This is a genomic window from Rhodococcus ruber (genome assembly GCF_016804345.1).
GTDB classification, from domain to species: Bacteria; Actinomycetota; Actinomycetes; order Mycobacteriales; family Mycobacteriaceae; genus Rhodococcus; species Rhodococcus ruber.
Genome location: NZ_CP044211.1, coordinates 432607 through 451400 on the forward strand (window position 1 = coordinate 432607; position 18794 = coordinate 451400).

General features: G+C 67.6%; 18 protein-coding genes and 2 tRNA genes. 16 read left to right on the plus strand and 4 right to left on the minus strand.

Going from position 1 to position 18794, the window contains the following annotated elements; translation table 11 throughout:
* Positions 1–13: 13 nt before the first annotated feature.
* The 7 genes from F1734_RS01995 to F1734_RS02025 all read left to right on the plus strand — a co-directional run bounded on the left by F1734_RS01995 (position 14) and on the right by F1734_RS02025 (position 7825).
* Positions 14–568, plus strand: coding sequence for a GTP-binding protein (locus F1734_RS01995; RefSeq protein ID WP_003936635.1), 555 nt, complete (start codon positions 14–16; stop codon positions 566–568).
* Positions 568–1404: an MHYT domain-containing protein gene (locus F1734_RS02000; protein WP_124258888.1), complete on the plus strand. Its 837-nt coding sequence runs from the start codon at positions 568–570 to the stop codon at positions 1402–1404. Before F1734_RS01995 ends, F1734_RS02000 begins: the two co-directional genes overlap by 1 nt.
* A gap of 40 nt (positions 1405–1444) precedes the next feature.
* Positions 1445–2377, plus strand: a complete 933-nt coding sequence (locus tag F1734_RS02005; protein ID WP_017681012.1) for an MHYT domain-containing protein — start codon at positions 1445–1447, stop codon at positions 2375–2377.
* 150 nt (positions 2378–2527) lie between these two features.
* Positions 2528–6313: an intein-containing DNA gyrase subunit A gene (gyrA, locus tag F1734_RS02010; protein ID WP_017681011.1), complete on the plus strand. Its 3786-nt coding sequence runs from the start codon at positions 2528–2530 to the stop codon at positions 6311–6313.
* A complete protein-coding gene (locus F1734_RS02015) occupies positions 6314–7465 on the plus strand; it encodes a DUF3566 domain-containing protein (protein WP_082061302.1) in 1152 nt (383 codons plus the stop codon).
* A 75-nt stretch (positions 7466–7540) separates the two neighbouring features.
* A tRNA-Ile gene (locus F1734_RS02020) sits at positions 7541–7614 on the plus strand.
* Between the two features lie 138 nt (positions 7615–7752).
* A tRNA-Ala gene (locus F1734_RS02025) sits at positions 7753–7825 on the plus strand.
* Positions 7826–7934: 109 nt separating this feature from the next.
* Here F1734_RS02025 and F1734_RS02030 read toward each other — a convergent pair.
* On the minus strand, positions 7935–9014 hold the full coding sequence (locus F1734_RS02030) for a tyrosine-type recombinase/integrase (protein WP_203011295.1): 1080 nt from the start codon (positions 9012–9014) through the stop codon (positions 7935–7937).
* Positions 8998–9660, minus strand: a complete 663-nt coding sequence (locus tag F1734_RS02035) for a helix-turn-helix domain-containing protein (protein WP_203011296.1) — start codon at positions 9658–9660, stop codon at positions 8998–9000. Before F1734_RS02035 ends, F1734_RS02030 begins: the two co-directional genes overlap by 17 nt.
* Before the next feature lie 102 nt (positions 9661–9762).
* Between F1734_RS02035 and F1734_RS02040 the strand changes: the two genes are divergently transcribed.
* The 8 genes from F1734_RS02040 (at position 9763) to F1734_RS02075 (ending at position 13805) form a co-directional block, all read left to right on the plus strand.
* Complete coding sequence (locus F1734_RS02040) at positions 9763–9969, plus strand: helix-turn-helix transcriptional regulator (RefSeq protein WP_203011297.1); 207 nt, start codon at positions 9763–9765, stop codon at positions 9967–9969.
* 188 nt (positions 9970–10157) lie between these two features.
* Positions 10158–10646, plus strand: coding sequence for a hypothetical protein (locus tag F1734_RS02045; RefSeq protein WP_203011298.1), 489 nt, complete (start codon positions 10158–10160; stop codon positions 10644–10646).
* A gap of 279 nt (positions 10647–10925) precedes the next feature.
* Positions 10926–11426 (plus strand): hypothetical protein, encoded by a 501-nt coding sequence (locus tag F1734_RS02050; RefSeq protein WP_203011299.1) that lies wholly within the window; start codon positions 10926–10928, stop codon positions 11424–11426.
* Positions 11423–12433, plus strand: coding sequence for an AAA family ATPase (locus F1734_RS02055; RefSeq protein ID WP_203011300.1), 1011 nt, complete (start codon positions 11423–11425; stop codon positions 12431–12433). The genes F1734_RS02050 and F1734_RS02055 overlap by 4 nt, the downstream gene beginning before the upstream one ends.
* Positions 12434–12731: 298 nt before the next feature.
* Positions 12732–12935: a WhiB family transcriptional regulator gene (locus F1734_RS02060; protein WP_238424153.1), complete on the plus strand. Its 204-nt coding sequence runs from the start codon at positions 12732–12734 to the stop codon at positions 12933–12935.
* The gene (locus tag F1734_RS02065) at positions 12932–13276 is read left to right on the plus strand and encodes a hypothetical protein (RefSeq protein WP_203011302.1); all 345 of its coding nucleotides are present in this window, start codon (positions 12932–12934) and stop codon (positions 13274–13276) included. Before F1734_RS02060 ends, F1734_RS02065 begins: the two co-directional genes overlap by 4 nt.
* Positions 13267–13440 carry a hypothetical protein gene (locus tag F1734_RS02070; protein ID WP_203011303.1) on the plus strand — a complete coding sequence of 58 codons (174 nt, stop codon included), beginning with the start codon at positions 13267–13269 and terminating at the stop codon, positions 13438–13440. Before F1734_RS02065 ends, F1734_RS02070 begins: the two co-directional genes overlap by 10 nt.
* The gene (locus F1734_RS02075) at positions 13437–13805 is read left to right on the plus strand and encodes a hypothetical protein (protein ID WP_203011304.1); all 369 of its coding nucleotides are present in this window, start codon (positions 13437–13439) and stop codon (positions 13803–13805) included. Before F1734_RS02070 ends, F1734_RS02075 begins: the two co-directional genes overlap by 4 nt.
* Before the next feature lie 191 nt (positions 13806–13996).
* Here the strand turns inward: F1734_RS02075 and F1734_RS02080 are convergent, their stop codons facing one another.
* The gene (locus F1734_RS02080; RefSeq protein ID WP_238424157.1) at positions 13997–15064 is read right to left on the minus strand and encodes an IS4 family transposase; all 1068 of its coding nucleotides are present in this window, start codon (positions 15062–15064) and stop codon (positions 13997–13999) included.
* Positions 14956–15384 (minus strand): transposase domain-containing protein, encoded by a 429-nt coding sequence (locus tag F1734_RS26195; protein WP_238424158.1) that lies wholly within the window; start codon positions 15382–15384, stop codon positions 14956–14958. Before F1734_RS26195 ends, F1734_RS02080 begins: the two co-directional genes overlap by 109 nt.
* 107 nt (positions 15385–15491) lie before the next feature.
* Here F1734_RS26195 and F1734_RS02085 point away from each other — a divergent pair, with 107 nt between their 5' ends.
* Entirely contained in the window at positions 15492–18713 is a 3222-nt protein-coding gene (locus F1734_RS02085) for a phage tail tape measure protein (RefSeq protein ID WP_203011306.1), read from the plus strand.
* Positions 18714–18794 lie beyond the last annotated feature (81 nt).

An 18794-nucleotide genomic window follows, 5' to 3' on the forward strand; every position in this document is an offset into this window, starting at 1 on the left:
CTCCCCGAAGCGGGTGACCTCGACGAAGATCGTGATCGCCGGGGGCTTCGGCGTCGGCAAGACCACGTTGGTGGGGGCGGTCTCGGAGATCGTTCCGCTGCGCACGGAAGCGTTGGTCACCAACGCCAGCGACGGCGTCGACAACCTGAGCGCGACACCGCAGAAGGCCACCACGACCGTCGCGATGGACTTCGGCCGGATCAGCCTCGCCGAGGATCTCGTGCTGTACCTGTTCGGCACGCCGGGTCAGCACCGGTTCTGGTTCATGTGGGACGACCTGATCCGAGGTGCGATCGGGGCCATCGTGCTCATCGACACCCGGCGTCTGGACGAGAGCTTCGCGGCGGTCGACTTCTTCGAGGCCCGGAACCTGCCGTTCATCGTCGCGATCAACGAGTTCGACGACGCCCCGCGCTACCCGACCGAGGACATTCGTCAGGCCCTCGCAGTGTCGGCGGACGTGCCGATCGTCTCGATCGACGCGCGCGATCGCGAGTCCGCCAAGTCGGCACTCGTGACGGTGACCGAGTACGCGCTGCGCAAGCTGCACCAGCCGGTAGCGCCCTGATGGACACGCACGTGCACTTGTTCGGCATGGGCACGTGGGTGCTCGTCCTGGCGTACGTGACGGCGGCGATCGGGTTGCTCGTGGGGCTGGCCAGTGCCCGCAAGTCGTTGACGGCGGGTTCCGAACGGTCACGGTTGTACTGGCTGATGCGAGCTGCGCTCTCGACCGGTGGCGTCGGGGTGTGGCTGGCGCACTTCCTGCCGATGGCCGGTTTCACGGTGGACGGCAGCATCATTCGATACGACCTGCCCGGCATCGTCTTCTCGATGGCGGTGGCGCTGGTGTCCGCGTTCGTCGCCATGGTGGTCGTGCAGCCGAAGCGGGTGTCACGCCGTGCCCGGCCGTCGCGCGGTGCCGCGCCGGTACGGCTGCTGGGCGGATCGCTGGTCCTCGGTGCCGGGATCGCCGGCGTGCACTACTCGATCATGTGGGCGATGGAACTGCAGGGCACCGTCGCATACGACACGACCTATGTGGCGGCCTCCGTCGTGGCGGCGTGGCTCACCGCGGTGATGATCCTGTGGCTGGTGACGGTCGCCGACCGCCGGTGGATGCGGATCGTCGGCAGCATCGTCGCCGGCGCGGCGGTGATCGGCGTGCACTTCCTCGCGATGGCGGGGGTGCGGGTGACGGTGGATCCGTCGACGGCGGCGCCGTCGGGCGTCGAGGTGTTCGCGGTGCTCTTCCCGGTGTTCGTGCTCGGCATGCTGATCCTGACAGTGCCGATCATGGCGTTGCTCATGGCTCCCGATCGGGTGGCGGCGGCCCTCGAGGCCGAGGCCGAGGCGTGGGCCCGGGAACACCGTCCGGTCGACCCGCGCAGTCCGCTCGCCTGATCGGACGGGGGCGGGACCGGGACCCTCCCGAATTACATCGATGCGATACGCTCCGATCGCTGTCGAGGGGGGCGGAGTCGCAGCCCGTATCGATTCGGTGAGGCGCGCCACCACGAGCACGGACCGCTTCGCGCGCCGTGCTCGGAAGGTCACGATGTCCCACGAAATGCACCACTTCTCCATGGGGATGTGGGTGTTCTTCCTCGCCTATGCCACCTCCGTCGTCGGATCGTTCGTCGGTCTCTCTTGCGCCCGTCAGTCGCTGACCGCGCCCACCGACCGCGGCCATCGCCGCTGGATGGCCATGGCCGCCCTGTCGGTGGGCGGTGTGGCCGTCTGGCTCATGCACTTCATCGGGATGATGGGCTTCGACATTCCCGGTACCGCAGTTCGGTACGCCCTGGGGCCGACCGTCTTCTCCGTCGCGCTGTCGGTGGCCGCCACCTGGTTCGGGCTCTGGCTCGTCAGCTCCCGCGCCGCGTGGGTGAACCGCGTGCCGTCCTTCGCCCGCCTGCTCGTCGGCGGCCTCGGGATGGGACTCGCGGTCAGCCTCATGCACTACAGCGGCATGTGGGCCATCCGGATCCAGGGCTCGCTCGAGCACGACCCGAGCTTCGTCGTCGCCTCGGTGGCCATCGGTGTCGTCGCGGCCACGGTCGCCCTGTGGCTCGCGCAGACCGCGGATCGATGGGTGCTCCGCGTCCCGGCCGCCCTGCTCATGGGCTGCGCGGTCGTCGCACTGCACTACACCGGCATGGCCGGCGTGCGCGTCGAGGTCGATCCGACCGTCCCGCTGCCGTCGGGCCGGACCGTCACCGCACTGCTGTTCCCCTCCTTCGTGCTCGGCATCGCCGTTCTCGCCGTGCCGATCGCCGCGCTGCTGCTCGCCCCCAGCCGGGGTGACATGGCACTCGAGGAGGAGTTCGCCCGCTGGGCCACCGACGACGACGCCTCCGTTCCGGGGCGCTCGTGAAGGAAATTTCGGACGCCGGGACGGACCGGCCGAGCGGAATCGCCGCATCGGTCGGTGTGCGAGCTGACCTGCACCTATAGACTCGGGTGGTTGCGAGACGCGCGCCGGACGGAAGTCCGCGGCGTTCGAGCCGAGTAGAAGAAGGAGCTCATGACCGACACCACGTTGCCGCCGGAGGGGCCGGGGCACGACCGCATCGAGCCCGTCGACATCCAGCAGGAGATGCAGAGCAGCTACATCGATTACGCGATGAGCGTGATCGTGGGCCGCGCCCTGCCCGATGTGCGGGACGGTCTCAAGCCGGTGCACCGCCGCGTCCTGTACGCAATGTACGACAACGGGTTCCGCCCGGACCGCGGCTACGTGAAGTCGGCACGTGCCGTCGCCGAGACGATGGGCAACTACCACCCGCACGGCGACGCCTCGATCTACGACACACTCGTGCGGCTCGCGCAGCCGTGGTCGATGCGCTACCCCCTCGTCGACGGCCAGGGCAACTTCGGGTCCCGCGGTAACGACGGCGCAGCCGCGATGCGGTACTGCGTGCCGGGCGACACGCTCGTGCGAATGCCCCACGGCCAGAGCATCCGCATCTCGGAGATCCTGCCCGGCGTCGAGCCCGACAGCGACAACGAGATCGACCTGAAGGTTCTCGATCGTCACGGCAACCCGGTGATGGCCGAGATGCTGTTCCACTCGGGCACCCATCGCACGTACACCCTCAGCACGGTCGAGGGCTACGAGATGCGCGGAACTGCCAATCACCCGGTGCTCTGCCTGGTGGATGTGGCGGGTGTTCCCACCCTGCTGTGGAAGCTGCTGGACGAGATCCGCAGCGGTGACCGGGTGGTGTTGCAGCGTGTTCCCTCCGCCGAGGAGCACGGCAGGCACAACGAGTACGAGGCGGCTGCCGCACTGCTGCTCGGTGCGTTCGTCAGTGAGGGCTTCGTCTCGGAGAACCGCGCCGGGTTCAACAACCTCGACCGGGACTTCTTCGATCGCGTCGTGGATGCGTTCGATCGGGTCGTCGGCGGCCGGCGCTACGTCTACAGCCGGGTGATCAAGTCGGGTTCGACACTGCACGAGCTCGACGTCCAGGACCTGACGATGCTGCGGCGCAGCGTGCTGGCGGGTGTGATCGGTCAGCGCAGCGACCGCAAGAGCGTTCCCGACTTCATCTGGGAGTCGCCGACAGCACTCAAGCGCATCTTCCTCGGTGCCCTGTTCGAGGGCGACGGATCGTGCTCGTCGCTACCACGCAACACGGTGCAGGTGTCGTACTCCACGCGGAGCCTGCAACTGGCGAAGGACGTGCAGCAGCTGCTGTTGGAGTTCGGCGTCGTCAGCCGCCGGTATCGGCACGCGACCGGTGAGTACAAGGTCGCCGTCACCAACCGGCGTGACGCCCGCCTGTTCGCCGAACGTATCGGCTTCGTCGGCTGCAAGCAGCGCAAGCTCGAGCAGGTCCTTGCCGCGGCGGAGTCGAGCAGCCCCGCGGCGGCGGCACGCTCCATGAGCACGGACTTCGTCCCCGGTCTCGCGGCGTTCCTCCGTACGCACGGCGCGACGGATCCGGCGAACGTCAACTGGCTCCGGCGGCACAACGTCGATCGGATCGAACGTTGGGAGCACCGTGGTGACGAGATCGCGTCGCACATCACGGAACCCGATGCCCGAGCCATCGCCGAGGAGCTGACCGACGGCCGGTTCTACTACGCCGAGGTGGCCTTCGTCGCCGAGGGCGACGTGGAGCCGGTCTACAGCCTGCGGGTCGACACCGATGATCACGCGTTCGTCACCAACGGATTCGTCAGCCACAACACCGAGTGCCGGCTCACCCCGCTCGCGATGGAGATGCTGCGCGAAATCGACCACGAGACAGTCGATTTCCAGCCGAACTACGACGGCCGCACGCTCGAGCCGGTGGTTCTCCCCAGCCGTATCCCCAACCTGTTGATCAACGGTTCGGGCGGTATCGCGGTCGGCATGGCCACCAACATCCCGCCGCACAACCTCCGTGAGGTGGCCGACGCGATCTACTGGGCGCTCGAGAACTTCGAGGCCGACGAGGAAGTCACCCTGGCCGCCGTCATGGAGCGCATCAAGGGCCCGGACTTCCCGACCGCGGGCCTGATCGTCGGCGGCCAGGGCATCAAGGACGCATACACCACCGGCCGCGGGTCGGTGCGGATGCGCGGTGTCGTGGAGATCGAGGAGGACGCCCGGGGCAAGACCTCGATCGTCATCACCGAACTGCCGTACCAGGTCAACCCGGACAACCTGATCACCTCGATCGCCGAGCAGGTCCGGGACGGCAAGATCGCCGGCATCTCCGACATCCACGACGAGTCGTCGGACCGTGCGGGCATGCGCATCGTCGTGACCGTCCGCCGGGACGCCGTCGCGAAGGTCGTCCTGAACAACCTCTACAAGCACACGCAGCTGCAGACCGGCTTCGGCTGCAACATGCTCTCGATCGTCGACGGCGTGCCGCGCACCCTGCGGCTCGACCAGATGATCCGGTTGTACGTCACCCACCAGATCGAGGTCATCGTCCGGCGGACCCGGTACCTGCTGCGCAAGGCGGAGGAACGGGCCCACATCCTGCGCGGTCTCGTGAAGGCGCTCGACGCGCTCGACGACGTCATCGCGCTGATCCGCGCCTCGGCGACGGTGGAGGACGCACGCGCCGGCCTCATCGGACTGCTCGACGTCGACGAGATCCAGGCCGACGCGATCCTGGCGATGCAGCTGCGTCGTCTCGCGGCCCTGGAACGGCAGAAGATCGTCGACGAACTCGCCGAGATCGAGCTCGAGATCGACAACCTCAAGGACATCCTTGCCAAGCCCGAGCGTCAGCGCGCGATCGTGCGGGACGAGCTGAAGGAGATCGTCGATAAGTACGGCGACGACCGTCGCACCCGCATCGTCGCGGCCGACGGGGACGTCTCCGACGAGGACCTCATCGCCCGCGAGGACGTCGTCGTCACCATCACCGAGACCGGCTACGCCAAGCGCACCAAGACCGACCTGTACCGGTCCCAGAAGCGTGGCGGCAAGGGCGTCAAGGGCGCCGATCTCAAGCAGGACGACATCGTCAAGCACTTCTTCGTGACGTCCACGCACGACTGGCTGCTGTTCTTCACCACCAAGGGCCGGGTGTACCGGGCGAAGGCCTACGAGCTGCCGGAAGCCAACCGCACCGCGCGCGGCCAGCACGTGGCCAACCTGCTGGCCTTCCAGCCGGACGAGCGGATCCAGGGCGTCATCCGGCTCAAGTCCTACGAGGACGCCCCCTACCTGGTGCTCGCGACCCGCAACGGCCTGGTCAAGAAGTCGCGACTGTCGGACTTCGACTCCAACCGGTCCGGCGGCATCGTCGCGATCAACCTGCGCGGCGACGACGAACTGGTCGGTGCGGTGCTGTGCTCGTCGGACGACGATCTGCTGCTGGTCTCCGCCAAGGGGCAGTCGATCCGTTTCGTGGCGAGCGACGAGGTGCTGCGGCCGATGGGCCGGGCGACCTCGGGCGTCCAGGGCATGCGGTTCAACGAGGACGACGCCCTGCTCTCGCTCAACGTGGTCCGTGAGGGCACGTACCTGCTGGTCGCGACGTCCGGTGGATACGCCAAGCGCACCCCGATCGAGGATTACATGGCGCAGGGACGCGGCGGCAAGGGCGTGCTGACCATTCAGTACGACCGCAAGCGTGGCACTCTGGTCGGAGCGCTCATCGTGGACGACGACGACGAGTTGTACGCGATCACCTCGGGCGGTGGCGTCATCCGGACCCCCGCGAAGCAGGTGCGCAAGGCCGGCCGACAGACGAAGGGTGTGCGGTTGATGAACCTGGGGGAGGGGGACACGTTGCTGGCGATCGCACGCAACGCCGACGAGCCCGAGGAGAGCGCCGCACTCGAAGCGAAGGAGTCGTAAGTGAGCACTCCCCAGGGACCGAACGGCGCCGAGCAGGGTCCGCCGCCCGCGCAGCCGCCGAAGGGTCAGAACGGACGAGAGGTGCCCGGGAAGCCGGCCGGCGGAGCGACGCCGTCGGGCGGTGCCGCCCGGAACCCCGGGGCGGGAGCGAACCCGGGCGCGCCGGCGGACGGCACGGCCAAGCCCCCGATGGCGGAGGGCGGGACGTCGCGTCCCGGGCAGCAACGTCCGGGCGGGCCTCCCACCCCTCCGTGGCAGCGCGGGAACCAGCAGGAGACCCCGCAGAACGTGCCGCAGACGAACCTGGCCCGTCCGGGTCAGGCACCGTCCTCGACCGGACGTCCCGCGGTGCCCACCCCGAGCGAGACGCCCGGTGACAAGTCCGCTGCGCGCCCCGGGGCGGATCCGGCCGGATCGGCGCAGCAGGGCGGACAGAAGCCGGGCGGGCAGAAGCCGGGCGGACAGCAGCCGGGCCCGACGAAGCAGCCGGCGGCTCGTTCCGGCGGAAATCCGGCCGGGAATCGGCCCGGCGCCGCGACGCCCCCGACCCGGCCGGTCGTCACCGGCACCGCGGCCGCCTCGATGAACGCGCCCACGGCTGGCGCGGACCGATCGGCGGCCAAGACGAAGGCCGCCGTCATCGACGGTCCGACGCGGCACATCGAACGCAAGGACCTGGCGAAGGATCTGCCGGATCTGTCCACGGTCAAGCATCCGCTGCCGTCCGCGCCGGTCGAAGAGCCGGCGGCCGCGCAACCGGCTGCTCCGGTCGCGACGGCTGCTCCGGTCGCGGGCGAGCCGTTGCGTGCGACGGTGCAGGTGCGCCGCATCGATCCGTGGTCGATGCTGAAGATCTCCTCGGTGATCTCCGTCTCGTTGTTCTTCGTGTGGATGGTCGCCGTCGGCCTGCTGTACGGCGTGCTCGAAGGCATGGGCGTGTGGGAACGGCTCAACAGCGCGTTCACGGACATGGTCTCCGACACCGGTGGCGGTGGCCTCATCACCGCCGGTCAGGTCTTCGGGTACGCGACGGTGATCGGGCTGGTCAACACGATCCTGTTCACGGCCCTGGCCACTCTGGGGGCCTTCATCTACAACCTGTGCACCGACCTCGTCGGCGGCGTGCAGGTGACCCTCGCGGACCCGGACTGAGCTGGGGAAACGAGTCCCCACCGAGCCGATTTTGGACTTCCCGGCTCGGTGGGGTAGTGTTCCAACTCGGTTCGAGGGCCTATAGCTCAGGCGGTTAGAGCGCTTCGCTGATAACGAAGAGGTCGGAGGTTCAAGTCCTCCTAGGCCCACTCCCCGTGCCGAAAGGGCAGCGAGCATGAAGGTTCTTCTCCTTGTGGGAACCGTGGTGCTGGTGACCGTCGGACTCGCCCGGATGTTGCGGAGCGAGGACGAATGGCACGAGGTCACCGCCCGCTGAGGCGGCAGACGGGGCCTTAGCTCAGTTGGTAGAGCGCTGCCTTTGCAAGGCAGATGTCAGGAGTTCGAATCTCCTAGGCTCCACAATCGAATACGCAGGTAAAGGGCACTTTCTCCGATTGGGGAAGGTGCCCTTTCTGCATTCGTGGACACACTTTGGACACACTCGACTGAGATCCCGGCTCGAGTCCTGTTATCCCGAGCCGGGTCGAGCCAGCTGGTGAAGGCGGTCCGCGACCATCCCCAGATCGTCGTCGAACAGGTGCCCGTACCGATCGAGAGTCAAGGCCGCCGAGGAGTGCCCCAGCATCCTCTGCAGCGTCTTGATGTTCGCCCCGGCCGTAATCGCCAGCGAGGCGGCGGTGTGGCGTAGTTCGTGCGGCGTCAGCCCCTCAGGAACCCCCGAATCGCTCACCGCCCGATCCCACCACCGCCGGCGCACGTTGTTGGCCCGAAGGTATCCGCCGCGGCTGTCGGGGAACACCAGCGCCTCCGGGCGCCATCCTGTGATGCGCTGCTCGAGGAGCTCCGCCAGGAAACGGGGGAGAGGGACGTCGCGCCCCTTGTTCGACTTCGTGCTCGATACGACGATCTTGGAATCGACCAGTGTCGCTGACCTGTGGACGCGCAGCCGGGCCCGCTCGAGGTTCACATCGGCGACAGTGAGCGCGGCCGCCTCACCGAAGCGCAACCCGCAGTACGCGAGGACGTACACCAGGACGTTGTGTGGATCGGCCGCCTTCGCCAACAGGTCGACCTGCTCGACAGTCAGGTAACGGCGCTCTTCGTGGGTGAGCTTGGGGAGGTCGAGGCCGGCGGCCGGATTGCTGACCAGACGGGAGTCCTTCACCGCCTGGTCGAGGATCTGTGACAGGACACCCACGTTCTTCCGCACCGTCGCGGCCGAGCTGGTCGCCGTCATGGTGGTGACCCAACGGCGCAGCCGTTCGCGGGTCAGGTCCGCAATGGGGGCCGACGAGAATGCAGGCAGGATGTGGACGTCGAGTGCTGACCGATACCGGGACCTGGTCGATGCCGACAGGTTCACCTTGCTGCTCATCCAGTTTTCCGCGACGTCACGAAAAAGGATCCGGCCGGCCGAGGGGGCGACGTACGAGCCCGTCATCTTCTCTACCTCGACGGTGGCAGCGAAGTCCTGAGCCTGCCGCTTGCTGGTGAATCCTCGCTTGCGAGTGCTGGTGCGCTCAGGCGTCCGGTAACGCACTTCCCATCGCTTACCGGCCGCTGTCTCGTAGCTACTGACTGTCGCCACCGTCGAGCCTCGCCCTCAACTCAGCCTTCATCTCTCGGGATACCCGACCGCGCTTCTGGGCGTTGGCGTCCTCCCCAGCTCGACGGTCACGTTCTTGGGAGAAGCTGCGGCCCCACAGATCCGCAGACTCAAGCGCCAACACCAGAGGGTCTATCCCGAAGTCCTTCGCGATCCGCTCCTCCGTCGTCCCCGACTGACTGCTGATGTCCCTCAGCATGCCGGTTGTAACTCCCGGCCTCGCGGGCAGGCGCTCGAACGGATCTGAGGACGCGATTCGCTCGAAACTCTTTTTCGCATGCAGTTCATCATCGATTTCGATCTGGACAGGTTCGGAGGCGACAAACTGGACGAGCACATCTCCTCGGAGCGCGAGGTCACTGTTTAGCTCGACATATCCGTCGTGTTCGAGAAGCCGTGACAACGGAACTGGACGCTCCAGCACGTCCTCAAGCGTCTGCACCAGCGCAATCAGGTTTGCCAAGGTCGCCGGGATCTTCCCGCGCTCCATCGCTGACACCCGGCTGTCTGTCCAACGGAGGCCCCAACGTCGAGCCGCCGTAGCCAGCTGATCCGTTGTCACGCGATGCTCTGTGCGTAGCTGCTGGAGGTTCGCCCCCACCACCTCAGCGAGGGGTGTTGATTTCATGGCGACACCGTACCGCAAAGAATCGTCGGCTTGACGATCATTGCTGAATCGTGCTTATCTCTTCTCATGCCGCAAGATTTAGTCGGATTGAGAGGACATGTGATGACACGCTCGCCGCTGGCCACGCCGGCCGATGTCGCGAACTACCTGCACACCACCGTGGCGAGTCTCGCCCAGCAGCGATACAAGGGGACCGGTCCCAAGTACTTCAAGGACGGCAAGCGCGTGCTGTACCGCTGGTCGGACATCGAGGCCTACATCGAGGCGCGACTCATGTCCCGCACCGACGACCGGCCCGGCGCTGCATGAGGGCTGGCTACTTCGGCCCGGAGTCGACATGTCGACGTTGCGACTACCCACGGCGACTGCATCACATGCTCGGAGTCGATCACCCCTACGAGTCCTCACAGGACGAAAACACCCCCGGACGCGGAGCTGGCACTCCATATGCGACCGAGGGCATCGAGAACACCAACCCGCAACAGGAAGGCGATGACGTGACCGTACACCAGACCCCGGACGTTGACCAGCCCATCGGATTCGCCCTCACCAACAAGGCATTCGAGGAGCTCAAGCTCCGCTCAGCGCAGTCTGAGAAGGACGTCGTGAAGCAGGTCGACGACTTCGAGGGCCGGCGCGGAACCGAACCGCGGCCGTACATGACCACGGTCGACGCCGAACTGCACCTGAACTCGACCCTGTACCGCACCCACAATGTCGCGCTCCCCCTCGCCGAGTACGAGGGCTGGTGGCACCACGACGAGGACGAGGACAACGTCCACATGGCCGAGCTGCGCATCGGACTGTGCCAGCGCGCCGACCAGGACTACCCCCTCATCGAGTTCGAGCGCTACGTCGGCAAGGACGGCGCCGCGGCCGGACGCGAAGCCCGCTACGTCCTCCGCATCGACGAGGGGGTGCGGCTGGCGCAGACCCTTCTGCTGCTCGCCGACGTCGAACACGAGGCAGGAGGGCGCGCGTCGTGACATAGCCCGGGGACACCCCCGTTCAAAAGGTCTGCGAAACCCTTGAACGCACGTCGGGCCGGGAGGCTCACTCCCGGCCCGACCACCCCAGAAAGGGCACCGAATGCCCACCCAGGATACCAATTTCGACCTGCAGCGTGCCGAACTCGAGGCCACCGCTGCAGCCCTCGGACTGCGCATCGCCACCCGATGCAAGACCTGCGGGCACTGGCTCACTTCACCGGCCAGCCGAGCCATTCACCAGGGACCTCGGTGCCGCGCACGGCAGGAGCCGCGGCAGTGACGAACCGACCCATCGGCCCCGAACCCAGCACCGAAACCGTGCTGATCGGTGCCATGCTCACCGCCGCAGCCAGCGAGGTCCGCACCGTCGCGGCCCTGGTCCTCGACGACCTGCAGGAGTCCGGCTCCCGCACCATCGTCGAGGCCATCATCTGCCTCGTCGACGCCGGCCGCCCCCACGACGGGCACGCCGTCGGTGACGAGCTGCAGCGCCGAGGCAAGTACGCCGGTGAACCCGGACAGCTGGTCAAACGGCGACTACTCGACGCGATCACCACCGGCTACCAGGCGAACAGCCTCGCTGTACACACGTATGCGGCCGCGGTGTCAGCGAACGCCTACCGAAACCGCTTCGAACTGGCCGGCAAATCACTGGTCGAAGCCGCATCAACCTACCCCGAGGAGGACCTGTTGCCCCTGCTCCGCCAGGCCGGCACCGACTGCGTGAAACACGCCGATCGGCTCGCGAAGCTGCGGGGACAGGAGGCTACGGCATGAGTGCATCCGTCGAACCACTGCACGGCATCGACTACAGCCTGTACTTCGACGTCGCTGCCCTGCTGGCCGGAGATCTCCCGCCAGCCCCGACACCGCTGTACGGCACCCGTGAGGACGGACACGCCCTGTTCTACGCCGGGCAGGTCAACCTCGCGTTCGGCGACCCCGAGGGTGGCAAGACCTGGGTAGCGCTGTACTGCGCCGTCGAAGCACTCCGTAACGGCGGCCGCGCCCTGGTCCTCGACCTCGACCACAACGGGCCAGGCCCAACCGTCACGCGCCTGTTGGCAATGGGGGCCGACCGGGAAGCGCTCGCCGACCCCACTCGGTTTCTGTACGTCGAACCCGAGGACCGAACCCACGCCGTGACCGTCGTCGCCGACATGGCGACATGGGGACCGGACGTCGTTGTGGTCGACTCGCTGGGGGAGTTGCTGCCCCTGTTCGGAAGCTCGAGCAATTCGGCGGACGACTTCACCATCGTCCACACCCGGATCCTCAAGCCCCTCGCGAAGGCCGGTGCCTGCGTCATCGTGATCGACCACCTGTCCAAGGGCTCGGACTCGCGCACCTTCGGCCCAGGCGGCACCAGCGCCAAACGACGGGCGGTCGGTGGCGTCTCCATCCGGGTGCGGGTCAAGGACGCATTCACCCCCGGCAAGGGCGGCAGCGCATACCTCTCGGTGAACAAGGACCGCCACGGTGGACTACGCGCACATTGCCCGACCGGAGACCGCGAACCCCTCGCCGGCGTATTCGAGCTGCGAGTGTTCTCCGACGACGTCCTCGAGCCCACCATCCGGGCCCCGAAGGACGGAGAGTCCGCGCCGGCCGACTTCAGCATCTCGGCAGCCGCGGATCCGCAGCGCCTCGCCGAGGACGTCGACGCTCTCGACGCCCTGGACCCGCCCCCGCAGTCACAACGGGACGTAGCGAAGCGCATGAAATGGGGCAACACACGGGCAATGGACGCGCTCCGGGCCTGGCGCGACAAGGGGCAGTCCTGATGCGAGTGCTCCTCGCTCCTCGACACCCTATGTCCAGGAGCAAGGAGCGTTCCGCTCATCAAGGCTCTTACCTGCGAATACGCCCGCATGGAGCGCTCCTGAGCGCTATCGATGCTCCCCGCCTCCGGGGAGCGCTCCTCATGCTCCTCGGGAGCGCTCCGGGAGCAGATATTCATTGCCCCGCTATGTACGGGTTCGGAGGTTACTGATGACTCGCAAAGCACCCCTAAAGGTCTCACTCCTCGTCGGCCTGGTCGACCCCCGGCTGACCGGTGCTCGCTGCGCCGGCCGCGCCCCGATGTTCGACGACGAGCTCCCCGGAGAAACCCCCGAGGCCAAATCCATCCGCCTGGCGGACGCAATCCGCATCTGCCGCGGCTGCCCCGTGCAGTCAGCCTGCCGGACAGCCGCCCACGAACAAGACCACCTCACCGGCATATGGGCCGGAATCCTCCGCAACCCACAGGGTTACGCACGCCCCCGAAGGGATCGCAGCGCATGAACGACAACACCACCCCCGAGCACATCACCATCGTTGACAGCAACGGCGTTCCCTCCGCCGTCGTCAACGTCGACATCATTCAGAACGCCGCAACCCGGCTCATGTACGACATGGCCGCCCACAGCGGAGACGAGCCCGCCCTCGAGGACATCAGTGCCCGCTACCTCGCCGAGGTCGGCGTCGACGTATTCGGCTACGTCACCGCGGCTGCGCTCAAGCTGATGACCTCATGCGTCCTCGAACCCGTCCTGCAAGTGGTCGACGAGGCCCTACCGACCATTCCCCTGCGCACCCAACTGGCCGACGCTGCCCGCAACGCCCGGGAGACCCTGTGCGACTGACCACCGACACCTGCACCACCATCGTCGCCGTCGACATTCGAGCCCGCCGACCGATCCTGCTGCGCTTCGCCGGCCTGGTCCTCGCCATGACCCCCACCGAGGCGCGCACCCTCGCTGACCAGCTCCACGACCGGGCTGACACCGCCGAGGAGACTAACCAGTGACCCCACCGATCCAACGCCTCGCCGACGATGTACTACTCCTGACCGGGGACGCCGTCACCGCCCTGCGCTACACCGTCCGCGTCACCCTCGCCGCCCGCCACCGCAACGGCCTACCCATCCCCAGCATCCTCACCGAACTCGCAGCAGCAACGTCCGGAACAGGACAGGCGGACATCGAATCCGAACCGGCACAGCAAGATTCGAACGACATGATCGACACGATGGAGGCGGCACGAATGCTCGGATGCAGCAACCGGCAGGCCCGGCGCCTCGCCCCACAACTCGGTGGCCGCATCATCGCCGGCCGTTGGCTGCTCGACCGGACCGCCGTCACCGAACACATCCAAGGCAGGAGGACAGCATGACCGCACCAACCCGTCGTGACGTCGCCGACTACCTCGCCGCACTCACCGACGAAGAACTCGCAACCACCCTCGCCGAAGCCCGCGGCACCAGTGCAGAGACACACCGCGCCTTTGACCTTTCGGGCCCAACACATCGAGGTCTGCACACATTGAAGGGAGGTAGGACATGGCAGGACTAGAACCAAGGCCGTTCAGTTAGTGGCTGTGGTGTGTTGTCCAGGAGGCTCGCCGGTGAGGATCTCGATTGCCATGGTGGCCCGGTAGCTGGTTCGGTCGATGTGTGATCCCCGGGCTTGGTATTTGGAGATGGCGCGTTTGACGATGCGGGGACAGGCCCGTAGCCGGCGGGCGGGCATCAGGCCCGCCAGCACGTGACGGCCGATCGCTCCTACCAGGTCGACGACCTCACCGGCGATGACGTTCGTGGCGTGGACGACCTGGTCGCGGGCGGCCTGCCAGGCGATGGTGAAGCTGGCCCGGTCCGGGTCGAGGTCGCCTACGATGCCGGTCGCGTCGGCTATCGCGGTGCGCAACAGCTGGTAGACCACCAGCAGTGCGTAGATCTCCTGCTCGACGCCCACGGGTGTGCGGGCACGCAGGACACGGCCGCCGAGGATGCTGGATTTCAGTTCCAGGTACGCGGTTTCGATCTCCCATCGCTCGTGGTAGAGCCCGATCAGTTCCGAGGCGGGATGGCGGTGCGGGTCGAGCAGGGTGGTCGCCAGCCGATACACCCCGGTGCGCCGTCCAGCGGCGGTGACCACAGTGACCTCGCAGTCGATCACCCGAACCCGCAGCGTCCCGAGGGTGGACAGGTAGGAGCCGTCGCGGTAGCGCGTCAGCACCGGCATGCGGCGACCGCTCTTGAGCCGGACGAGGGCCTCGGCGCCGGTCCCGGCAATATCGGCGATCAGGGCTTTCGCCCCGAAGTTGCGGTCGGCCAGCACGATCATGCCCGGCCGGAGGCTGCGCAGCAGGCGGGCCGTGTAGGTGGTTTCGCCGACGGTGGTGGGGCCGAACACCGCGTCGATGAGGGTGCGGGTGCCGCAGGCCAGCAACGCCACTACCCGGGCCTGGGGGTAGCCGGTGCCGCCGTGGTTGCCGCCGTTCTTGGTGAAGCGGGTGAGTATCGCCGCCGTGTCGGGCACGGTCAGGACGGTGCCGTCGATCGCGCAGACCAGCAGGCCGTGCCATCGGGTGCCGCGTCGGTCCGTCCCGGTCGGGGCTGGTCCGCGCAGCAGGTCGAACAGCCAGTGCAGGGGGTGACGCCGACGCGGCGGCGGGCCTGGGCCAGTGCCCCGGCGGTCGGTGCGGCGGTGTCGATCCCGCCGAGTCCGGCAGTGAGTTTGCGCCAGACGCCGCAGTAGCCGACCTCGGGGAACAGGCAGGCGGCCAGCAGCAGGTACACCACCACGCGGGAGGGCAGATCCCGCACCCGGGACTGCATGGCACCGGTGGCGACCAGGGCCTCGTCGACCATCTCGAAGGGCAGATGCTGAGTGAGTTCGCCGAGGTGGCCGGGGGCGAACCGACCCCCGGCCACCGTGATCGAACCGGTGGTGACAGACTGCGTGTCCAACGGAGTTCCTTGTTTTCAGTGATCTTGGTCGACACTGTTGTAGCAAGGGACTCCGTTGCCCGTTCCCAGGGCTTGACACACAAGCCTCAAGCGCTAACTACACGGCCTTGGGACTAGAACTCGCCACGGCGTACATCAGCCTGGCGGCGTCCACGAGCGATCTCGCCCGCGATATCCAGCGGGACGTGAGCCGGGCCGGGAATCGAGCGGCAGATGACTTCACGTCGCAGTTCACCCGCGGCACCCGTGGCCTGGGCAACGACGTCGGTCGCAACATCGGTCGGGCCGGTGCCCGGGCCGGGGACGATTTCACGTCGGGGTTCACCGGTCAGCTCGGCGACATCGAGGGGTCGGTCGGGGACGCTCTCGGGGGCGCTGGGGGCACTGCGGGCCGGGCCGGTGGGGAAGCCGGCGGCGGTTTCCTCGGTGGCTTCGGTGACGCTCTCGGGGGTGCCGGTGGGCTGGCGGGGAAGGCCGGCCCGATCGGGGCGGCCCTCGCGGGGATCGCTGGCGTCGGCCTGTGGGCCGGTAAGGAGCTGGCGCAGGCCGTCATTGACGGCATGGACATGCAGCAGTCCCGGGACCTGATCCAGGCCCGCCTGGGCGTCAACGACGCAACCATGCAGGTGATCGGCACGGCCGCGGCGGACGCCTTCACGAACGCCTGGGGCGAGTCGGTCGAGGCGAACATCGAGGCGGCGCAGCTCGCGATCCAAGGTGGCATCCTCAACGGCGAAGAGACCGCCGCGGAGATGCAGCCGGTCATCCAGAATCTCAACGTCGTCACCGATCTGCTCGGTGGCGAGATGACCGACAGTGTCCGGGCGGTGTCGGCGCTGATGAAGAACGGTCTGGTGGACTCGTCGACCGAGGCGTTCGATGTGATCACCCGCGGGTACCAGCGCGCCGGCAATCTTGGCGACGACGTGATCGACACGCTGTCGGAGTACAGCAACGGTTGGAAGAACGCCGGCTTCTCCGCGGAGTTCGCGGTCGGTCTGATCAATCAGTCGATGGCGAACGGCGCGGACAACACCGACCGTGCGGGTGATGCGATCCGCGAGTTCGGTCGGCGTATGTCCGAAGAGACCGACAAGATCAAGGGTGCGATCGGTTCCCTGGGGCTGCCGGTCGACGAGCTGTTCACCGACTTGAAGGAAGGCGGCGAGGACGGCGAGGCCGCGTTCGACCGGATCTTCGACGCGGTCCGAACCGTCGAGGACCCCCTCGAGCGGGCCGCGATCACTCAGTCCCTGCTCGGTGACACCGCGGGCGACTTCATCAACGCGTTCTCGAACTGGGATCCGTCTCAGGCCGTGGCGGCGCTGGGGCAGGTCGAGGGCGCCACAGCCAAGGTCGCCGAGATCATGGGCTCGAATCCGGGCACCGCCTGGACCGAGGCTCTGAACACGATCACGGTGCAGGCCGATCAGCTCAAGCTGTCCCTGGCCGATGCGTTCACCCCCGCCCTGGGGGACACGGCGGACTGGGTCAAGGACCATAAGTCGGAGATCATCGCGTTCTTCACAGAACTCGGTACCGCGGCCCTGAGCACCGTCGATGCGTTCGTCGGGTTCTCGTCTGGGGCACTGCGCGCCTGGGCGGTATTCGCGGACGGCATGTCGCAGATGATCACCCCGGTGGTCGGGGCCCTGGGCGGCATGGTCGGTCTGTCCGCGGACTTCCTCGACCTGATCCCCGGCATGGGCGACCAGGCCGACGAGATGCGCGGCATCTCCGATGCGATGCTCGGCTTCTCCGGCACCCTGGCCGGCGCCGGCAGTACCGCCCGGTCCCTCGCGGACGGACTCGACAGCATGCGCCCCGGCCTGCAGGCCGCCCGGGACGGACTACGCGAAGGCGGTCAAGCCGCCGAGAACACGTCGCTGCTGATGCGGGCCCTCGGGGACTCGGTGAAGATGGTCCCGGACTCGAAGGACATCATCATCTCCTCGAACTCCCCGAAGCGGCAGGAGGAGCTCGAGAAGCTCGGGCTGACGACGCGGGAACTGCCCGATGGCACGTTCCAGGTGTTTGCGAACACCGCCGAAGGTCAGCGCATCGTCGACGACTTCGTGAACACCAACAAGGACCGCAACATCGACATGAAGATCCGGCTGCACTACGAGAGCCTCGGTGCGCAGAACGACCGGATCGTTGCCGAGGCAGCGGCCGCGTCCGCCCCGGGCGGGTCGGGGTATGTGCGGTACGCCTCCGGTGGTCGGGTGTCCGGTCCCGGCACGGGCACGTCGGACAGCATCCCGGCATGGCTGTCGAACGGGGAGTTCGTGGTCAACGCTCGGTCGGCGCGCAAGGCGCTGCCGCTGCTCGAGTGGATCAACGCCCCCGGGTTCGCGGCCGGCGGATTGTTCGACCGGGCCGCCGCGATCTCCACGGCCCGGGCCCACGACGGTGAGCCGTACGTGTATGGCGGTCTGGACTGTTCCGGCTACCTGTCGGCGGTGTTCAACGCGGGCACCGGGCAGGGCGTGCGGTTCGTCACCGGCTCCGACTTCGCATCGATGGGGTGGGAGCGTGGCTACGACCCGAACGGGTTCTCCATCGGCACCGACGGCGGTGTCGGGATGAACGGCCACATGGCCGGCACCCTGTACGGCGTCAACATCGAGTCGGACGGCTCGAACGGCATCCAGTACGGCCGCGGCGCTGACGGGGCGACCGACTTCCCGATGGTGTGGCACTGGCCGGGCGCCTCGGGTGGGGACAATCCGGCGCTCGAGCGGCTCACCGGCGGCTCGAACCCCGGGCCCCAGGTCGCTCTCGGTGGGGGATCGTTCCCCGGCGGGGGAGGCGGCACCAGCACCGGTGGATCCAGTGGGGGAGGAGCTGGGGGAAGTTCGACTCAGGGCACAGCCTCCGCAGTCGCGGTGTTCGTGACGAACTGGCCGGACGGCACCGGCACCGTCGACACCTTCACCGGTACGCCGATCGGGGATCCGGCACCCTTGCCGAGTACTGCGGACTACGCAGCCAAGCAGGAAGGCCAGCCGGAGCCGTACGACGTGCAGGCCCGACTCGCGAAGTACGGGGAGGACGTCGGCAAGGTCGCAGCCGACGCGGCACTCGAGATTCTCGGCATCGAGGGCACGCTGCTGGATCCGAACCACCGGTTCTGGCAGGCCGGCCGTGACATCGCCCAGGGCTTCGCGCAGCAGCGTGAGGCCGCAGCCTCCGCGCCGCAGAGCGTCGACAACTCGGTGACCGTCCAGGCGAACGGACTCATCGACGGCCGGATCGTCGACGAGATCGCCCGCCGCGTCTCACAACTCCAGAACCGCAACATGATGCGGTACAACGGCAGGCCCTGATGCAGACCCCGCGCCCCATCGAGCACTACCTACACGGGGACGGTCACGTCGTGATCGTCCCCGCCCGGGTAGCCGCCTGGC

Bases quoted from the DNA above. Each gene is read 5' to 3' on its own strand.
- F1734_RS02000 (WP_124258888.1), top strand. From the start codon at position 568: ATGGACACGCACGTGCACTTGTTCGGCATGGGCACGTGGGTGCTCGTC.
- F1734_RS02005 (WP_017681012.1), top strand. From the start codon at position 1,445: ATGCGATACGCTCCGATCGCTGTCGAGGGGGGCGGAGTCGCAGCCCGT.
- gyrA (WP_017681011.1), top strand. From the start codon at position 2,528: ATGACCGACACCACGTTGCCGCCGGAGGGGCCGGGGCACGACCGCATC.
- F1734_RS02035 (WP_203011296.1), bottom strand. From the start codon at position 9,660: ATGAAATCAACACCCCTCGCTGAGGTGGTGGGGGCGAACCTCCAGCAG.
- F1734_RS02040 (WP_203011297.1), top strand. From the start codon at position 9,763: ATGACACGCTCGCCGCTGGCCACGCCGGCCGATGTCGCGAACTACCTG.
- F1734_RS02055 (WP_203011300.1), top strand. From the start codon at position 11,423: ATGAGTGCATCCGTCGAACCACTGCACGGCATCGACTACAGCCTGTAC.
- F1734_RS02060 (WP_238424153.1), top strand. From the start codon at position 12,732: ATGTTCGACGACGAGCTCCCCGGAGAAACCCCCGAGGCCAAATCCATC.
- F1734_RS02065 (WP_203011302.1), top strand. From the start codon at position 12,932: ATGAACGACAACACCACCCCCGAGCACATCACCATCGTTGACAGCAAC.